Source organism: Pseudomonas sp. PDM05, from assembly GCF_014851685.1.
Classification (GTDB): Bacteria; Pseudomonadota; Gammaproteobacteria; order Pseudomonadales; family Pseudomonadaceae; genus Aquipseudomonas.
This window is the reverse complement of the sequence record NZ_JACVAC010000001.1, coordinates 805,972-822,225: the sequence shown is the minus strand read 5'-3', so window position 1 is coordinate 822,225 and position 16,254 is coordinate 805,972. Positions and strand designations below refer to the sequence as shown.

The window sequence follows — 16,254 nt, the reverse complement described above, 5'->3', positions numbered from 1 at the left end:
CGGGCAAACGACTCAGTGGTGACGTGGCTTGAGGATCGCCGGTTTTTCGTCAGGGGCGTTGCACAGCAGGTACAGGGCGGTCAGGGCTTCCGGGATCTGTACGATCATGTCGTCCATCAGGTTGGCGTCGGAGGCGATGTCGGCGAACTCTGGCTGGTCGTCGAACAGGCCCGAACCGACCATGATCGGCAGCAGCATCTCGCTGACTTCTTCCTCGGCGGTTTCGAACCAGGCGGCTTCGCGCAGGAACACGCCTTCCATGAAGCCGATGCACCAGCCGCGCAAGTCGGAGTCGTCCGGCTCTTCGCCCAGGTCCAGGTCGCACGGCAGCTCGAATTCCTCGTCGGAGGCCAGTTGGCGACCGATGTGGGCTTTGAGGGCGATCAGGGTCGATTCGATTTCTTCGCGCTGGGCGGCGTCGGCGTAGTGCGGCTCTTCGGCGAACAGGGCGTCGATCCATTCACGATCAGGAACAGGCTCGGCACAGATGGACAGGGCGGTCAGGTAGCCGTGGGCGGCCACGTAGTCCAGCGCCTCGTCATGCAGCTCATCGGCGTCGAGGAAGGCTTGCAGGCGGGTTAGTTGCTCAGCGAAGGACATTGAAGGACTACCTTGGGAATAAACGATGCTGAATTCTAGGCTTTCTTGAGCGCCCAGGCCAGCCGCATGGCAGATTAGATCGCGGCCGCTATTCGTCAGCCGCGCCCTTTGCCGGGTGTCGCTCGGGTATACTGCCGCGTTTTGTGATGCCCCTGCAGGCCAAGCGCCAACCCGCGAAAACTTCGCTTACGGATTATTTCCCGTGAGGACGGATTTTTTCGGCCAGCCTGTACAGAGGGATTTCGGCGATATTTTGGAGTTTTACATGCTCGAGCAGGCTCAACGCGTCCTCAAGGACATCTTCGGCTACGACAGTTTTCGTGGCCGCCAGGGTGCGATCATTGAGCGCGTGGCCAGTGGCGGTGATGCCCTGGTACTGATGCCTACCGGCGGCGGCAAGTCGTTGTGCTTCCAGGTGCCGGCGCTGTTGCGCAACGGGCTGGCGGTGGTGGTGTCGCCGCTGATCGCGTTGATGGACGACCAGGTTGCGACCCTGGAAGAACTGGGCGTCGCCGCAGCGTCCTTGAACTCCACCCTCAGCGCCGAACAGCAGCGCGACCTGGCCGCGCGGATCAAGCGCGGTGAGGTGAAGATGCTCTATCTGGCGCCCGAGCGCCTGGTACAGCCGCGCATGCTGGCGTTCCTGCAGAGCCTGGAAATCGCCCTGTTCGCCATCGATGAAGCCCACTGCGTATCGCAATGGGGCCACGATTTCCGGCGCGAATACCTGCAACTGGGCCAGTTGGCCGAGCTGTTTCCCGATGTGCCGCGTATCGCCCTGACCGCCACTGCCGACAAACGCACCCGCGAAGAAATCGTCGAGCGCCTGCATTTGCAGAACGCCGAGCGCTTCCTGTCGAGCTTCGACCGCCCGAATATTTTCTACCGCATCGTGCCCAAGGAGCAGCCGCGCAAGCAGCTGCTCGCGTTCCTCTCCGAGCGGCGCAGCGATGCGGGCATCGTCTATTGCCTGTCGCGCAAGAAGGTCGATGAAGTCGCGGCGTTCCTCTGCGAGCAGGGCTACCCGGCGTTGCCGTACCACGCCGGCCTGCCCAACGAAACGCGCTCGGCGCACCAAAAGCGCTTCCTCAACGAGGAAGGCCTGATCATGGTTGCTACCATCGCGTTTGGCATGGGGATCGACAAATCCAACGTGCGCTTTGTGGCACACATGGACCTGCCCAAGTCCCTTGAGGCGTACTACCAGGAAACCGGTCGTGCGGGCCGTGACGGCCTGCCGGCGGATGCGTGGATGGTCTACGGCCTGCAAGACGTGGTGATGCTCAAGCAGATGCTGCAAAACTCCGAAGGCGACGAGCGTCACAAACGCCTGGAACAGCACAAGCTCGACGCCATGCTCTCGCTGTGTGAAGAAACCCGCTGCCGCCGCCAGACGTTGCTCGCCTATTTCGACGAAGACATGCCCGAGCCCTGTGGCCATTGTGACAACTGCACCGATGGCGTGCAGACCTGGGATGCCACCGAGCCGGCACGCCAGGGCTTGTCCGCCATCTATCGCACCGGCCAGCGTTATGGCGTCGGCCATTTGGTGGATGTGCTGCTGGGCAAGGACAACGAAAAGGTCCGCAGCTTCGGTCATGAAAAACTCTCGGTCTATGGCGTTGGCAAGGCCCGCGCCGAAGGGGAGTGGCGCTCGCTGTTCCGGCAGATGGTCGCGCGTGGCCTGGTGGACATCGACATCGAGGGCTATGGCGGCCTGCGCTTGAATGACAGTTGCCGGCCGCTGCTCAAGGGCGAAGTCAGCCTTGAATTGCGCCGCGACCTCAAGCCGCAAACCACTGCGAAGACCAGCACCAGCCAGGCCAGCCAACTGGTGCGTGGCGAAGAGCGTGAACAGTGGGAAGCCTTGCGCACCCTGCGGCGCAAATTGGCCCAGGAACACAGCGTGCCGCCGTACGTTATCTTCCCCGACTCCACCTTGCTGGAGATGCTGCGCGAGCAGCCGACAACGATGGCGCAAATGGCCCGGGTCAGTGGCGTGGGTGCGCGCAAGCTGGAGCGTTATGGGCAGGCGTTTCTCGAAGTGCTCGGTGGCCAGGCCGAAGCGCCGAAGGAAGTCGCGGATATTCGCCACGAACTGATCAGCCTGGCGCGCGCCGGCATGACGCCGATCCAGATCGCCGGCCAGTTGCAATGTTCGGAGAAGAACGTCTACACCCTTTTGGCGGAGTCCATTGGCGCCCAGCAGCTGTCGCTGGAACAGGCACTTGATCTGCCGGAGGATCTGCTCGGCGAAATCCAGGACGCGTTCCTTGACGGAGAGGGCGAATTGCCACCTGTGGCGGAGATCGCGCCGTTGTTCACCGGGCGTGTGCCTGAAGGGGTTTTGTACTGCGTGCGTGCCGCTTTGCAGTCTGAATTCGAAATTTAGTGTGCCAATTACGACAATGTAACGAATCAGTACATAGCACCTCTTGCCTGTTGGCAGGGCTCATGCTTAGCTGACTAATAATTAGCCACACTTTATTTTCAGTCTAAACCATGAGTTTTTTATGCCGTTAACCGATCAACACCGCTTTGGCATGCAGTTGGCGCAAATGTCCCGAGGTTGGCGCGCCGAACTGGATCGCCGTCTGGCGGGGCTGGGGTTGTCCCAGGCACGCTGGCTGGTGCTGTTGCACCTGGCCCGGTTCGAAGAAGCCCCTACCCAGCGTGAGCTCGCACAAAGTGTCGGCGTAGAAGGGCCAACCTTGGCCAGGCTGCTCGACAGCCTGGAAAGCCAAGGCCTGGTGCAACGCCAGGCGGTGGTCGAAGACCGCCGTGCCAAGCGCATCCTGCTGTGTGATACCGCGCGCCCGTTGATCGACCAGATCGAGACAATTGCCACGCAACTGCGCCGTGAGCTGTTTGTAGGCGTGGATGAAGAGGATATGCGCGTGTGCATGCGGGTGCACGGGCACATCCTGGCGAACCTGGAAAAGTCCTGATTGCGGATACGACTAAGATCAAACTGTGGGAGCGGGCTTGCTCGCGAATGTGGTGTGTCAGTCAACAGATTCATTGGCTGATCCACCGCCTTCGCGGGCAAGCCCGCTCCCACATTTGGTTTTGTGTTCGGCTTTCTAGAAGGTTTGGCCCAGGTTCAGGTACACCGCCTTCTGATTGTCATCATTGAACCCATAGCTGAAATTCAGCGGCCCCAACGGCGTATCGAAGCCCAGGAAAACGCTCGCCGCGTTGATATACCCACTGTCGAACTCGTTGTCGTTGTTCCACGCCCGACCGCGCTCCACTGACGCACCCAGGTACAGTGGGAAATCCAGCGGCAAGTACGAGCGCGGTGTCAGCCGGCGGTAATACACCGCGCGCATCAGGCTGATGTTCTGTCCCGAGATGGCATCTTCGCGAAACCCCGACAACTGTCGCGCCCCACCCAGCAGGAAGCTGGAAATCACCACGTCGGATTTATCCAGCGTACGCCCGTAGCGCCCGCCCAGGATCAGGGTGTCCGGGCCGCTGCTCATGGCCTTGTCCAGCTTGAACTCCCACTGGCGGTAGCGCTGGTCCGAGCCGAGCCCCGGTTCGAATTCCCGGTAGGCCAGGCCGATGTCTTCGCCGGTATGGGGGAAGTACACGTTATCCAGGGAGTCGAAGGAGTACTTCAGCTCATAGAAGCCTTCGCTGAAGCTCACGCTCGGCAGGTCGCGGTCGCCGATGCGCACATCCGCCTTGCCCCAGGCTTCGCCGACGCCAAAGCGGATTTCGCCGCTGTTGCCGATCTGGCGTCCCAGGTTCAAGCCAAAGCCGTAGCGTTCCAGGCGGTATTCGGAGATAGGGTCGTTGTCCAGGATCAATTCCACGTTCTGCGCCTGGGCGCTGATGTAGGGTGCGACGAAGTAGCGTGAACCGGTATCCAGTGGTTGATAGAACTCGCTGTACAGCTCCTGGCGATCACCGATCTGCACGCGCGTCAGCCATTCGGCGCCGAGGCGGTTGATGCCGTTCATGCGGTAGCTGGCGCCGAGGTTGAAGGCGCTGTCGCCGCGCATGTCGTCCGACAGGTTCAGGCCCAGGCGCAGGTAGTCGGTGCCGGCGCGCTTGCCCCGTGCGCTGATTACCAAGGTGTTGTCCTGGCCCTTTTTCACCACGCGATATTGCACTTGCTCGAAGTAATCCAGGCCGTACAAGGTGCCCATGTCGGTTTGCAGGCGCCCCAGGTTGAGCGGTTCGCCCAAGGGTTGGCGAATGTAGTAGCGGATCACGTCGTCGCTGACCTTGGAGTCGTTTTCCACGTTGATCGCGGTAATCACTGGCGTGCGCTCGCCCGGCGTGCGTGCAGCGATCAATTGCGCGTCGATGGGGGCGGCGGGACGCAGGTGCGCCAGGCGTAAGTCGAGGGCGCGGGTGGCGCGGTAGCCGGCGTCGATCATGTCCTTGGCGCGGCCGAAGTCGGTCACGCCGTAGGCGGCCAGGGGCGGCTGGATCAGCACGTCCTTGGGGTGCAGGTCCTTGAGCTGTTCTTCGGAATTGCGCCGGGTCATCAGGGTGATGGATTGGTTGAGTACGTCCACCACCGTTGCCAGTTGTTTGCGCGAACGTAGCGGGGTGCCGATGTCCACCACGATGGCGATATCCACGCCCATCTCCCGCGCCACATCCAGCGGGATATTGTCGGTCATGCCGCCGTCCACCAGCAGTCGGCCGTCCAGTTCCACCGGGGCGAACACCGCCGGGATCGACATGCTGGCGCGGATCACCTGGGGCAGATGGCCCTTGCGAAATACCACCTTTTCCCCGGTGGTGATGTCGGTGGCTACGGCACGAAACGGGATCGGCAGCTTGTCGAAATTTCGCGTGTTGCTGGCGTGGGCGAACATGCTTTCCAGCAGCAACGCCAGGTTCTGGCCCTGGATCACACCCAGTGGCAAGCCCAGGCTGCCGTCGTCGCGAAAGCTGAGTTTCTGTTTGATCAGGAAATCGCGGTCATCCTGCTTGCGCCGGAACGGCACGTCTTCCCGTGGCGGCGCGTCGGACAGGGCCTGTTGCCAGTCGATGCTCAGCGCGAGCTTTTCCAGCTCGTCGATCTTGTAGCCGGAGGCGTACAGCCCGCCGATCACCGCGCCCATGCTGGTGCCGGCAATGGCATCGATCTGGATGCCCTGTTCTTCCAGGGCCTTGAGCACGCCGATATGCGACAGGCCTCGGGCGGCGCCGCCGGAGAGCACCAGGCCGATTTTCGGGCGTGGGCTTTCAACGGCTTGGGCGAGGAGGGGGAGCAGGCACAGCAGTAGGCAGGACAACAGGCGGCGCATCGTGAATCTCGGGGCTGGGCGATAAAGGCCGGTATTATAGCCACCCGAACCCCCAAGCCCGTTACGCCAGGAGCCTGTCAAACAATGTCCACGCGCAAACCCGAGATCGTCATCACCTATTGCACCCAATGCCAGTGGCTGTTGCGCGCCGCGTGGCTGGCCCAGGAACTGTTGAGCACGTTCGCCGATGACTTGGGCAGGGTGGCGCTGGAGCCGGCCACAGGTGGCGCATTTCGCATCACCTGCGACGGCGTGCAGATCTGGGAGCGCAAGCTTGATGGCGGTTTCCCCGAAGCCAAGGTGCTCAAGCAGCGCGTGCGCGACAGGATCGACCCGCAACGCGACCTCGGGCACAACGACCGCACGTCGTAAAGGCCGCCGCCCCTGAGGGCGGTGGCCGGGCACCTATTTGGCGTCGAGCTTTTGCTTGATGAAGCCGATGACCCACGTCAGCACAAGCCCGCCGACGCCACCGCCGACGATATTGCTGCCGACCGCTGCCACATCCAGTGCTTCGGTGCCGGCGGTGCCGGTGAGTGCCGAAACAATCTGGCCCAGTACCAATCCGCCAATACCGCCGAGAAAGGTGTTGAGCCCGGTCCCCATACTTTGTTTGGTCATGCCGGCGATGTTGCCACCGACTGCGCCGCTGATGATTTGAACCAACAAGTTGATGAGCATTTCCATGGTAAAGCTCCTGCATCGCGTTAATGGGGTGACCACTCGCTTGCAGCAACTTCGGAAAACACCAGGGCTGTCATCGAGCTGTCGGGTACCCGTTGAACGACTACTGGCTGTTGCGGATGTTTAAAGTATAGATCAGGCCGTTGTCGCGGGCTGTTTGGCCTGGCTCGCACTGCCCATCAGCCCCGACAGCACAATGGCGACGATGATCAGCAGGCCACCGAGCAACATGCGTAAGGTCGGGGTTTCGGCGAACAGCAGCCAGGCCACGGTGATGCCATAGACCGGTTCCATGGCGAACACCACCGACGCGGTGCGCGCCTTGATCACCGCGAGGCTGGCGACAAACAGGCTGTGGGCCAGGCCGGTGCAGAACACCCCGAGCAGGCCGATCCACAGCCAATCAATGCCCCGCACGTCCGCCAGACCAGGCGCCGCCACGGGCAAGAGCAGGGCGGCGACCACCACGTTCTGGCACAGCGCCGCCTGCACCGCCGGAATCCGTCCGGAGCTGGCGCGGTTGTTCAGCGACAGCAGGGAAAACAGCAGCCCCGACGCGATGCCCCAGAGCAAGCCGCCGGTGGCCGCGCTGGCGAGGTTGAAGTCTGGCGTGACCAACACCAGGCCGATGCTGACCAGCACCACCAGCAGCACTTCGTTGGCGCGGATGCGTTCACGGAAGATCAGCCCTTCGAGGATCACGGTAAACGCCGGGAACGCGGTAAAGCCCAGCGTGGCAACGGCCACGCCGGCGACCTTGACCGCCATGAAGAACGTCACCCAATGCGCCGCCAGCAATACGCCGCTGACCAGCAGCCGGCGCCAGTCGCGGCTTTCCAGGTGTTTCCAGGGGGCATTGCTGGCGAAACGCGCGAACACCGCCAGGGCCAGCACGGCGAACGCGGCGCGACCAAACACGATAATGGCCGGCGACGCCGCCGCCAGCTTGCCGAATACGCCGGTGAGGCCAAACATCAATGCGCCGATATGCAGGGCGCCGAGGGCTGAACGGGGAGTCATTGCGATCCTTGAAACAACGAGGTGACAGAAGCCCAGTCTAGGGGGTTGCAGGCGTGGGTGTCTGTCGTACGACTCGCGATTTTTAGCGCAGGACTCTTCTACGCTGAACGTCGCAGCGCGCCTGGCGAAGCGCCAAACTCGCGCAGCATCGCGGCGGCAAACGCGCTTTGCGAGCTGTAGCCGACTCGCTCGGCGATTTCGCCGATGGGCAGCGGGGTACTTCGCAGCAAACCGAGGGCCAGTTGCAGGCGTCGGCTGCGGATGTAGTCCATGGGCGTCTGCCCGCATTCGGCCACGAACCGCGCATGCAGGCGCGGCACCGACAGGTCGGCGATGCGCGCGAGGTCGGCGACCTGCAAGGGATGGGCGACATGGCGTTCGATGTGCGCATTGAACGCGGCATACGGCAAGCGCTTGCCCGCCAGCGGCTGCTCCTGGGGATGATTGAGACTGGCCAGCAGCAACACCGCGCCTTGCTGCACGATCAGCGGGTCGTCCACCGGACTGCGGGCCAGCCATTGCACCAGTTGGTGTTGCCGGGCGTCCAAGGCCAGGCGCGCCGGTTGATCGAGCAGACGGCGGCTGGCGTCGGCGTGCTCGCCCAAGGATTGCAGCACCCAGTGTTCGGTGGGCACGTCCAGCACCAGGCAGCGGCTGCCGTCGCGGCTGTCGCAGGCGTGGTGGGCGTCGTAGGGCAGCACCATCACGCTGCTTTCCCGCACCTGGCTGCCACGGCCATCGACCTCGAAATCCAGGTGCCCGGACAGGCCGAACACCAGTTGCGCATGCTCGTGGCTGTGGGCAATCGGGGCGGTGGTGTAATGGCGTAGCGTGAGGATCGGTCTCATCGCGGTCTCCTGGGGCAGGCTGTCGCAGTCTACAACGCTTCGCGGCTTACGGGCGCTGTCATCAGACTGACGCACAGTTGTCATGGGCTATTAATCGCCCTGGCGCAAGCTCGCGAAAACACCGTCGAGGGACACCCATGACCAGTGCCGAGTTGATCAAGCCCAGCCGCAAGCAACGGGTGCGTACCCTGTGGATTTCCGACGTGCACCTGGGCACCCGGGATTGCCAGGCCGAACATCTGTCGCAATTCCTCAAGGGCTACCAGGCCGACAAAATCTACCTGGTGGGCGACATTATCGATGGCTGGAAACTGCGCGGCGGCATGTATTGGCCCCAGGCTCACACCAATGTGATCCGTCGCCTGCTGACCATGGCCAAGCGTGGCACTGAAGTGATCTACGTCACCGGCAACCATGACGAATTCCTGCGCCGTTATTCGAAGCTGATCCTGGGCAATATCCAGTTGGTCGACGAAGCGGTGCACGTGACGGCCGACGGTCGCCATCTGCTGGTGATCCACGGTGACCAGTTTGACGTGATCACCCGTTATCACCGCTGGCTGGCGTTCCTTGGCGATTCGGCCTACGAATTCACCCTCACGCTGAACCGCTGGCTCAATCACTGGCGCGCGCGGTATGGCTACGGTTACTGGTCGCTGTCGGCGTATTTGAAGCACAAGGTGAAGACGGCCGTGAACTTCATCAGCGATTTCGAAGAAGCCATCGCCCATGAGGTCACCAAGCGTGAGTTGCACGGGGTAGTGTGCGGGCATATCCACCATGCGGAGATTCGCAAGGTGGGCGAGGTGGACTACCTCAATTGCGGGGATTGGGTGGAGTCGTGCACGGCGCTGATCGAGCACTGGGATGGGCAGATCGAGTTGTATCGGTTGGCGGATGCGCAGGCCAAAGAGGCGCAGCTCAAGGCCGAAATGGTTGCTGGCTGAAAGGTTGTCCTCGGTCCAAATGTGGGAGCTGGCTTGCCTGCGATAGCTGTCTATCAGTGAAAAATGTGGGGCTGACACACCGCTATCGCAGGCAAGCCAGCTCCCACACAAGCCAGCTCCCACACAGGCCAGCTCCGGGTTTTGTCAGTTGGAAACGTCGGCGATCGCTTTGGCAAGCAGCGCCAAGCGCGTCGCATCAATCCCGGCAACGTTGGCCCGCCCCGAATTGACCATATACACGCTGTGCTTCTCGCGCAGCTGCTTGACCTGCTCGGCACTCAAACCGGTGTAGGAAAACATTCCGCGCTGCGCACCAATATGAGCAAAACGCTCGGCCAGACCATGGGGGGCCAAGGCCTCGACCAAGCCGGAGCGCAGGTGCGCGATCCGTGAACGCATGGCTTCGACTTCTTCGCTCCACTGCTGTTTCAGGCCAGCATCACCGAGGATGGTCGCGACCACCGCGGCACCGTGATCCGGTGGTGTCGACCACAGGTTGCGCGCGATATTCGCCAGTTGGCTGCGCACATCCGTCAGCTTTTCGGCATCCGCCGCGCACACGATCAGCGCGCCGACACGGTCGCTGTACAGGCCGAAGTTTTTCGAGCAGGAACTGGTGATCAACACTTCCGGCAGCTCGGCGGCAAACAATCGCACCGCCCAGGCGTCTTGCTCCAGGCCATCGCCAAAGCCCTGGTAGGCGAAGTCGATCAGGGGCAGTAACCGGCGTTCGCGCACGATCTGCAACACCTGGCGCCAGTCATCCTGGGACAGGTCGAACCCCGTCGGGTTATGGCAGCACGCGTGCAGCAGCACCACATCACCGTGGGGGATGGTGGCGAGGGTCGCGAGCATCGCTGCCACATCCAGGCGATTGTCCGCGCCCACGTAGGGGTAGTGGCTGACCTTGAGCCCGGCCTTGGCGAAGATACTTTCGTGGATCGGCCAGGTCGGGTTGCTCAACCACACGCCACGGCCAGGCAGGCTGTGAGCGATGAAGTCGGCGCTCAGGCGCAGGGCACCGGTGCCGCCCGGGGTCTGGGTAGCGCCGGCGCGGCGGGCGTGGATCAGCGTGGAGTCGCTGCCGAGCACCAGTTGGCTGATCAACGTGCCGAAGGCGGCATTGCCGTGGCCGCCGATGTAGGTCTTGGTGGTTTGCGTGTCCACCAGGCGCTGTTCGGCGAGTTTTACCGAGTGGGGAATCGGCGTCAGGCCCTGGTCGTCTTTATACACACCTACGCCGAGGTCGAATTTGTGCGGGTTGCTGTCCTGGGCATACAGGTCCATCAGCCCAAGGATCGGGTCGCCGGGCACGCGGTCAATCGCATCAAAATGCATTACTTGCGGCCCTCGGCGTCCTTGGCCACTTCGTCGGTGCGCGCGGCCATGATGAAGTCGTTGCGGTGCAGGCCCTTGATGGAGTGGCTCCACCAGGTCACGGTGACTTTGCCCCACTCGGTGAGCAGGCCTGGGTGGTGGCCTTCGGCTTCCGATATTTCACCCATGGCGTTGGTGAAGGCCAGGGCGAATTTGAAGTTCTTGAACAGGAAGACCTTTTCCAACTGCATCACGCCGTCGCGCACTTCGATATTCCAGTCGGGGATCTGCTTGATCAGCACCGGCAGTTCTTCGTCGCTGACTTGCGGGGCGTCGGCGCGGCAGGCTTCGCAGTGGGCTTGGTTCAAGGTGGTCATGTGAAAGTGTCCTGAATTCGAGTATTTGAAGGTCAGTGGCGTCACCCTAAAGCAACGCGGGGCCAGGGAACAGACTCACCTGGCGCAAAAAACCGAGGTTTAGGCGGCTTTGGGTTTGGGCGGGAACTTGGGCGCGTGCAGACCCAGCTGCATGCCGCGCTCGACCATGCCCATGATGTCCTCCTGCGCGACTTCGAACAGGCGCTTGAGCTCGGGCAATACGAAGTACAGCGGTTGCAGGATGTCGATGCGATACGGCGTGCGCATCGCTTCCAGCGGATCGAAGGCCTGGTGCTCGGGTTCGGACGACAGGCTGTACACCGTCTCCTTGGGCGACGACAAAATGCCGCCACCGTAGATGCGCAGGCCGGCGGGCGTATCGACCAGGCCGAACTCGATGGTCATCCAGTACAGCCGCGCCAGGTACACCCGTTGCTCCTTGGTGGCCGCGAGGCCGAGCTTGCCATAGGTGTGGGTGAATTCGGCGAACCAGGGGTTGGTCAGCAGCGGGCAGTGGCCGAAGATCTCGTGGAAAATATCCGGTTCTTGCAGGTAGTCCAGCTCTTCACGGGTACGGATGAACGTCGCCACCGGAAACTGTTTGCTGGCGAGCAATTCGAAGAAGGTCTGGAAGGGGATCAGTGCCGGCACGCGGGCGACTTGCCAGCCGGTGGTCTCGGCCAGCACTTTGTTGACCTCGCCCAACTGCGGGATACGGTCCAGGGGCAGGCCGAGCTTGTCGATGCCGTCCAGGTATTCCTGGCAGGCGCGACCCTCGATCACTTTCAACTGGCGCGTGATCAGGGTGTTCCACACCGCGTGTTCTTCCGGCGGGTAGTGGATAAAACCTTGCGCATCGGGCTCGCGGGCCACGTACTGCGTCTGCTTCATACGGCTCTCCTGCTAGGCATTCGTTCTTGTTATGTCCTGCTGTGCCTCTATTGATAACCCGGCGTGGGCAAGAATCCATCCGCCTCTGACGAGGGTGTGTAGGAAAATGCCCTGGTTTTCGTAAAGTAATCGTTACGCTTGTGGCGTCTGGCGCTGCATTGGGCTGGGAAAAGCTCACAAGCTGTCACATAATCTTGACGACTATCTGCGCTCAGCGACAAAAAGACGCGGCGCCTTCCCACCTTTCGGGTCTTTTCATGCGTATCAAAGTGCACTGCCAGAACCGCATCGGCATCTTGCGGGACATCCTCAACCTGCTGGTGGAGTACGGCGTCAACGTCGCCAAAGGCGAGGTGGGCGGTGAGCATGGCAACGCCATCTATCTGTTCTGCCCGAACCTGGTGAACATGCAGTTCCAGGCCTTGCGCCCGCAATTCGAGGCGATTGCCGGGGTGTTTGGTGTGAAAAGGGTAGGGCTGATGCCCAGCGAACGTCGGCATATGGAGCTCAATGCGCTGCTTGGCGCCCTGGAGTTCCCGGTGCTGTCCATCGACATGGGCGGCTCCATCGTCGCCGCCAACCGCGCTGCGGCGCAGTTGCTGGGCGTGCGGGTGGATGAGGTGCCGGGCATTCCATTGTCGCGTTACGCCGAGGATTTCGACTTGCCGGAACTGGTGCGTGCGAGCAAGTCGCGGATCAACGGGCTGCGGGTCAAGGTCAAGGGCGACGTGTTTTTGGCGGACATCGCGCCGCTGCAATCTTCCGAGCACGATGACAGCGAAGCCATGGCCGGTGCCGTGTTGACCCTGCACCGCGCCGATCGGGTCGGTGAGCGCATCTATAACGTGCGCAAGCAGGAGCTGCGCGGTTTCGACAGTATCTTCCAAAGCTCCAAGGTCATGGCCGCCGTGGTCCGCGAGGCCCGGCGCATGGCACCGCTGGATGCGCCGCTATTAATAGAAGGCGAAACCGGCACCGGCAAGGAATTGCTCGCACGTGCCTGCCACCTGGCCAGCCCGCGTGGGCAGTCGCCGTTGATGGCACTCAACTGCGCGGGTTTGCCGGAGTCGATGGCCGAGACCGAATTGTTCGGTTACGGCCCAGGTGCATTTGAAGGCGCACGGGCCGAAGGCAAGCTGGGGCTGCTGGAGCTGACGGCGGGGGGGACGTTGTTTCTCGATGGTGTCGGGGAAATGAGTGCGCGCTTGCAGGTGAAGTTGCTGCGCTTCCTGCAGGACGGTTGCTTCCGGCGTGTGGGCAGTGATGAAGAGGTCTACTTGGATGTGCGGGTGATCTGCGCGACTCAAGTGGACTTGTCGGAACTCTGCGCCCGTGGTGAATTCCGCCAGGACCTTTACCACCGGCTCAACGTGCTGTCGCTGCATATCCCGCCGCTGCGCGAATGCCTGGATGGCTTGGCACCATTGGTTGATCACTTCCTCGACCAGGCCAGCCGCCAGATTGGTTGCCCGCTGCCCAAGCTGGCGCCGGCGGCCATGGAGCGCCTCAGCCATTACCACTGGCCGGGCAACGTGCGGCAGCTGGAAAACGTGCTGTTCCAGGCGGTGTCGTTGTGTGATGGCGGTACGGTCAAGGCTGAGCATATTCGCTTGCCGGACTATGGTGTGCGTCAACCCCTTGGCGATTTTTCCCTGGAGGGTGGTTTGGACGAAATTGTCGGGCGGTTTGAGAAGGCGGTGTTGGAAGCACTCTATGCAGAACACCCCAGCAGCCGACAACTGGGCAAGCGCCTGGGGGTTTCTCATACCACGATTGCCAATAAGTTGCGGGACTTTGGCGTGAGCAAATAGTGCCCTGTACATTCATAGGCCGAACACTGCACTGAATGGCGCAGTGTTCGGCCCAAGTTGCGGTGAAGGCTGTCAGGACGGTCGATCCTCCTCAGTACCAATGGGTATGATTTTTCCGTTGCCTTTTTCCACCCAGGCGAGCAGCGTCTCGCTGTTATCGTTATGTTTCGGGAATGAAGTCAGCGTGTAACTTTTATCTTGTTCCAGTGCGTCGAGACTTTTTTTGACTTCCGGGTGCAGGGCACCATATTCGCCGGCTTTCAAGGCGTCGGAGGTTATTCCCTCATTAATGGACTTTATCGGCGCAGACATTATTTTCGGGAGTCGCCACAGTGGATGAATGCTGTCGTGAGTCAGAGGGCCTTCACTTGCCATTGCCTGGATTAATACAGGGGTGTCGCTGTTAGTGGGTATCCAGGCCGATGCTGTACTTGAGGGACTGTCCAGTGTTATCAGGCGGTAGTCCTGATTTTTATCCAACTTTTCAAGCTCTTTGATGGCTTGCGGCGAAAGCGTTCCGAATTTACCCGCGCGGATGTCATTGGCCGTGATACCACGGTCGGTCTGTACCCTGTGGTCTGGCAAGCTGTCGAGGAGTTGGCGCAGTGCGCCCACTGTGGGGTTTCCCTGTGGTGGGCTTGGTTTGAAATCCGAGCGCACATCCCAATCCCGGCGGGCGTCGGGGCGTCCACCGTCGGGGTTGTAGTCCCAGTTGCGGCGGGCGTCGGGGAATCCACGGTCAGGACGATAGTCCCAGTCGCGGCGGGTCTCGGGGAATCCACGGTCAGGCCGGTAGGCCCAGTCGCGGCGGGCGTCTGGGAATCCGCGGTCAGGGCGGTAGTCCCGGTCGCGGCGGGTGTCGGGGAATCCCCGGTCGGGGCGGTAGTCCCAGTCGCGGCGGGCGTCGGGGAGCCTGCGGTCGGAGCGGTAGTCAAAATCCCTGCGGGAGCCCGGACGATTAAAGTCGGCTCGATGGTCGTGATTGCAGCGGTGATAGTGGGGTTCGGCAGGCGGACGCCGGGAGGGGCGTGATTCATACTCTCGGTCCCGTTCATATAGGGAGGTGGGGTCTCTGAAGTAAGTCGTGTATGCGTCGTTGGTTCTAAACATGTTACTGGCCTTTTATTGATAAGAATGTAGGTCGCAGAGTCATTCAGTCAAAGTTGATTGGTGAGTGCAGTTCTGCGAGGTGCGAGAGTTGCGTAAGTAAGGGTGGGGCGACAAGTTGGTATTGTTGAGTATTTGTAAATGTATGTCGGAGTAATCTTCAAGTAGTTGGTCGTCAGGCTTTTTTTAAAACTTCAAGTTAAAACACACGCGTTAACTAATTGGGTGGCGCGCGAGGTGTTGCGGTTGGCGCGCAGTGCGTGAATTTTGAAATGATAAATGGCGTGAGTGCAGCGTTTTATTTCAAGAGGCCGCGGTTACATTTAAACGAATGGGCAAGGGGGGGCGCAGGGCGCAGGGCCAGCACCTTGTGCCTGTGATGCGGGTCACCGCCATCGCCGGTCTTTGCCGTAAGCGGCATGACACCGCCGTTTTTTCGACTCGCCTGCCGGCCGTCTCGACGGCGTCAAGCCATCGATGCCCCGTATCCATTGGGTTTTCCGGCGGTTTTGAAAGTTGGTTCGCAAATTGCTTAAGCCTCATCAGTACAGCGGTGGGCGGCAAGCGTCCGTCAGAAAGAGGATAGAGCGTGGACAAGTACCTTTATGTGGCAATGACCGGCGCCAGCCAGAATGCTCTGGCGCAGAAGGCCCATGCCAACAACCTGGCGAACATTTCCACCAATGGTTTCCAACGCGACCTGGAACAGGCGCGTTCGATGCCGGTGTTTGGTGACAGCTTTCCGGCGCGGGCGTTTGCCCTGACCGAACGCCCGGCCACCGACTTCACCCCTGGCGCGATGATCGAAACCGGCCGTGACCTCGACGTGGCCGTCAGCGGCGACGGCTGGATGGCCGTGCAAACCCCTGACGGCAGCGAGGCCTACGTGCGCAGCGCAAGCATGAACGTCGATGCGTTGGGCGTGCTGCGTGCCGGCAACGGCATGCCGATCATGGGCAACGGTGGCCCGATTGCCGTGCCACCCCAGCAAAAAATCGAAGTGGGCGCCGACGGCACCATCAGCATTCGCGCCATGGGCGAAGGCCCGCGCGTCATGGCTGAAGTGGACCGGATCAAGCTGGTCCAGCCTGACCTGAAGAATATGACCAAAGGCCTCGACGGCACCATCCACACCAAGGATGGCCAGCCGGCCCAGGCCGATGCGGGCGTCAAGCTGACCTCGGGCTTCTTGCAGGCCAGCAACGTCAATGCGGTGGAAGAAATGACCGCAGTGCTCGCGCTTTCCAAGCAGTTCGAGCTGCACATCAAGATGATGAACAGCGCCAAAGAAGACGACCAGGCCATGACTCGCGTCATGCAGATGAGCTGATTGCAGCCCACTAATTAATTTGCCACGCCGCGCCAACAAACAGGCGCAC

Annotated in this window: 15 protein-coding genes; 6 read left to right on the top strand and 9 right to left on the bottom strand. The window is 61.4% G+C overall.

Annotation, left to right across the window (positions count from 1 at the left end; genetic code table 11):
* Positions 1 to 12 precede the first annotated feature (12 nt).
* A complete protein-coding gene (locus IB241_RS03885; protein WP_192297040.1) occupies positions 13 to 600 on the bottom strand; it encodes a YecA family protein in 588 nt (195 codons plus the stop codon).
* Between the two features lie 265 nt (positions 601 to 865).
* Between IB241_RS03885 and recQ the strand changes: the two genes are divergently transcribed.
* Both recQ and IB241_RS03875 read left to right on the top strand, forming a co-directional pair.
* Positions 866 to 2,992, top strand: a complete 2,127-nt coding sequence (recQ, locus tag IB241_RS03880; protein ID WP_192297039.1) for a DNA helicase RecQ — start codon at positions 866 to 868, stop codon at positions 2,990 to 2,992.
* Between the two features lie 121 nt (positions 2,993 to 3,113).
* Positions 3,114 to 3,548 carry a MarR family transcriptional regulator gene (locus tag IB241_RS03875; RefSeq protein WP_192297038.1) on the top strand — a complete coding sequence of 145 codons (435 nt, stop codon included), beginning with the start codon at positions 3,114 to 3,116 and terminating at the stop codon, positions 3,546 to 3,548.
* Between the two features lie 135 nt (positions 3,549 to 3,683).
* Here the strand turns inward: IB241_RS03875 and IB241_RS03870 are convergent, their stop codons facing one another.
* On the bottom strand, positions 3,684 to 5,873 hold the full coding sequence (locus tag IB241_RS03870; RefSeq protein WP_192297037.1) for a patatin-like phospholipase family protein: 2,190 nt from the start codon (positions 5,871 to 5,873) through the stop codon (positions 3,684 to 3,686).
* Positions 5,874 to 5,957: 84 nt separating this feature from the next.
* On the opposite strand from IB241_RS03870, the gene IB241_RS03865 reads away from it, so the two are divergent.
* Positions 5,958 to 6,245: a SelT/SelW/SelH family protein gene (locus tag IB241_RS03865; protein WP_192297036.1), complete on the top strand. Its 288-nt coding sequence runs from the start codon at positions 5,958 to 5,960 to the stop codon at positions 6,243 to 6,245.
* A 33-nt stretch (positions 6,246 to 6,278) separates the two neighbouring features.
* Here the strand turns inward: IB241_RS03865 and IB241_RS03860 are convergent, their stop codons facing one another.
* From IB241_RS03860 to IB241_RS03850, 3 genes are all read right to left on the bottom strand, one after another.
* Positions 6,279 to 6,560: a hypothetical protein gene (locus IB241_RS03860; protein WP_192297035.1), complete on the bottom strand. Its 282-nt coding sequence runs from the start codon at positions 6,558 to 6,560 to the stop codon at positions 6,279 to 6,281.
* A 132-nt stretch (positions 6,561 to 6,692) separates the two neighbouring features.
* Positions 6,693 to 7,577 (bottom strand): DMT family transporter, encoded by an 885-nt coding sequence (locus IB241_RS03855; RefSeq protein WP_192297034.1) that lies wholly within the window; start codon positions 7,575 to 7,577, stop codon positions 6,693 to 6,695.
* Between the two features lie 98 nt (positions 7,578 to 7,675).
* Positions 7,676 to 8,425 carry an AraC family transcriptional regulator gene (locus IB241_RS03850; RefSeq protein ID WP_192297033.1) on the bottom strand — a complete coding sequence of 250 codons (750 nt, stop codon included), beginning with the start codon at positions 8,423 to 8,425 and terminating at the stop codon, positions 7,676 to 7,678.
* 137 nt (positions 8,426 to 8,562) lie between these two features.
* On the opposite strand from IB241_RS03850, the gene IB241_RS03845 reads away from it, so the two are divergent.
* Positions 8,563 to 9,372, top strand: a complete 810-nt coding sequence (locus tag IB241_RS03845) for a UDP-2,3-diacylglucosamine diphosphatase (protein ID WP_192297032.1) — start codon at positions 8,563 to 8,565, stop codon at positions 9,370 to 9,372.
* Between the two features lie 144 nt (positions 9,373 to 9,516).
* Here IB241_RS03845 and IB241_RS03840 read toward each other — a convergent pair whose 3' ends face one another.
* From IB241_RS03840 to phhA, 3 genes are all read right to left on the bottom strand, one after another.
* Positions 9,517 to 10,710, bottom strand: a complete 1,194-nt coding sequence (locus IB241_RS03840; RefSeq protein WP_192297031.1) for an amino acid aminotransferase — start codon at positions 10,708 to 10,710, stop codon at positions 9,517 to 9,519.
* Complete coding sequence (locus IB241_RS03835; protein ID WP_017134918.1) at positions 10,710 to 11,066, bottom strand: 4a-hydroxytetrahydrobiopterin dehydratase; 357 nt, start codon at positions 11,064 to 11,066, stop codon at positions 10,710 to 10,712. Before IB241_RS03835 ends, IB241_RS03840 begins: the two co-directional genes overlap by 1 nt.
* Before the next feature lie 99 nt (positions 11,067 to 11,165).
* Positions 11,166 to 11,957: a phenylalanine 4-monooxygenase gene (gene phhA, locus IB241_RS03830; RefSeq protein WP_192297030.1), complete on the bottom strand. Its 792-nt coding sequence runs from the start codon at positions 11,955 to 11,957 to the stop codon at positions 11,166 to 11,168.
* A gap of 257 nt (positions 11,958 to 12,214) precedes the next feature.
* On the opposite strand from phhA, the gene IB241_RS03825 reads away from it, so the two are divergent.
* Positions 12,215 to 13,768 (top strand): sigma-54-dependent transcriptional regulator, encoded by a 1,554-nt coding sequence (locus IB241_RS03825; protein ID WP_192297029.1) that lies wholly within the window; start codon positions 12,215 to 12,217, stop codon positions 13,766 to 13,768.
* A 72-nt stretch (positions 13,769 to 13,840) separates the two neighbouring features.
* Here the strand turns inward: IB241_RS03825 and IB241_RS03820 are convergent, their stop codons facing one another.
* On the bottom strand, positions 13,841 to 14,878 hold the full coding sequence (locus tag IB241_RS03820; RefSeq protein WP_192297028.1) for a hypothetical protein: 1,038 nt from the start codon (positions 14,876 to 14,878) through the stop codon (positions 13,841 to 13,843).
* A gap of 586 nt (positions 14,879 to 15,464) precedes the next feature.
* On the opposite strand from IB241_RS03820, the gene IB241_RS03815 reads away from it, so the two are divergent.
* Positions 15,465 to 16,205 (top strand): flagellar basal body rod protein FlgF, encoded by a 741-nt coding sequence (locus IB241_RS03815; protein ID WP_192297027.1) that lies wholly within the window; start codon positions 15,465 to 15,467, stop codon positions 16,203 to 16,205.
* The last annotated feature ends 49 nt before the right edge of the window (positions 16,206 to 16,254 follow it).

Coding starts and splice junctions, on each gene's coding strand:
- IB241_RS03885 (WP_192297040.1), bottom strand. CDS start 600: ATGTCCTTCGCTGAGCAACTAACCCGCCTGCAAGCCTTCCTCGACGCC.
- recQ (WP_192297039.1), top strand. CDS start 866: ATGCTCGAGCAGGCTCAACGCGTCCTCAAGGACATCTTCGGCTACGAC.
- IB241_RS03875 (WP_192297038.1), top strand. CDS start 3,114: ATGCCGTTAACCGATCAACACCGCTTTGGCATGCAGTTGGCGCAAATG.
- IB241_RS03870 (WP_192297037.1), bottom strand. CDS start 5,873: ATGCGCCGCCTGTTGTCCTGCCTACTGCTGTGCCTGCTCCCCCTCCTC.
- IB241_RS03865 (WP_192297036.1), top strand. CDS start 5,958: ATGTCCACGCGCAAACCCGAGATCGTCATCACCTATTGCACCCAATGC.
- IB241_RS03860 (WP_192297035.1), bottom strand. CDS start 6,560: ATGGAAATGCTCATCAACTTGTTGGTTCAAATCATCAGCGGCGCAGTC.
- IB241_RS03855 (WP_192297034.1), bottom strand. CDS start 7,577: ATGACTCCCCGTTCAGCCCTCGGCGCCCTGCATATCGGCGCATTGATG.
- IB241_RS03850 (WP_192297033.1), bottom strand. CDS start 8,425: ATGAGACCGATCCTCACGCTACGCCATTACACCACCGCCCCGATTGCC.
- IB241_RS03845 (WP_192297032.1), top strand. CDS start 8,563: ATGACCAGTGCCGAGTTGATCAAGCCCAGCCGCAAGCAACGGGTGCGT.
- IB241_RS03840 (WP_192297031.1), bottom strand. CDS start 10,710: ATGCATTTTGATGCGATTGACCGCGTGCCCGGCGACCCGATCCTTGGG.
- IB241_RS03835 (WP_017134918.1), bottom strand. CDS start 11,066: ATGACCACCTTGAACCAAGCCCACTGCGAAGCCTGCCGCGCCGACGCC.
- phhA (WP_192297030.1), bottom strand. CDS start 11,957: ATGAAGCAGACGCAGTACGTGGCCCGCGAGCCCGATGCGCAAGGTTTT.
- IB241_RS03825 (WP_192297029.1), top strand. CDS start 12,215: ATGCGTATCAAAGTGCACTGCCAGAACCGCATCGGCATCTTGCGGGAC.
- IB241_RS03820 (WP_192297028.1), bottom strand. CDS start 14,878: ATGTTTAGAACCAACGACGCATACACGACTTACTTCAGAGACCCCACC.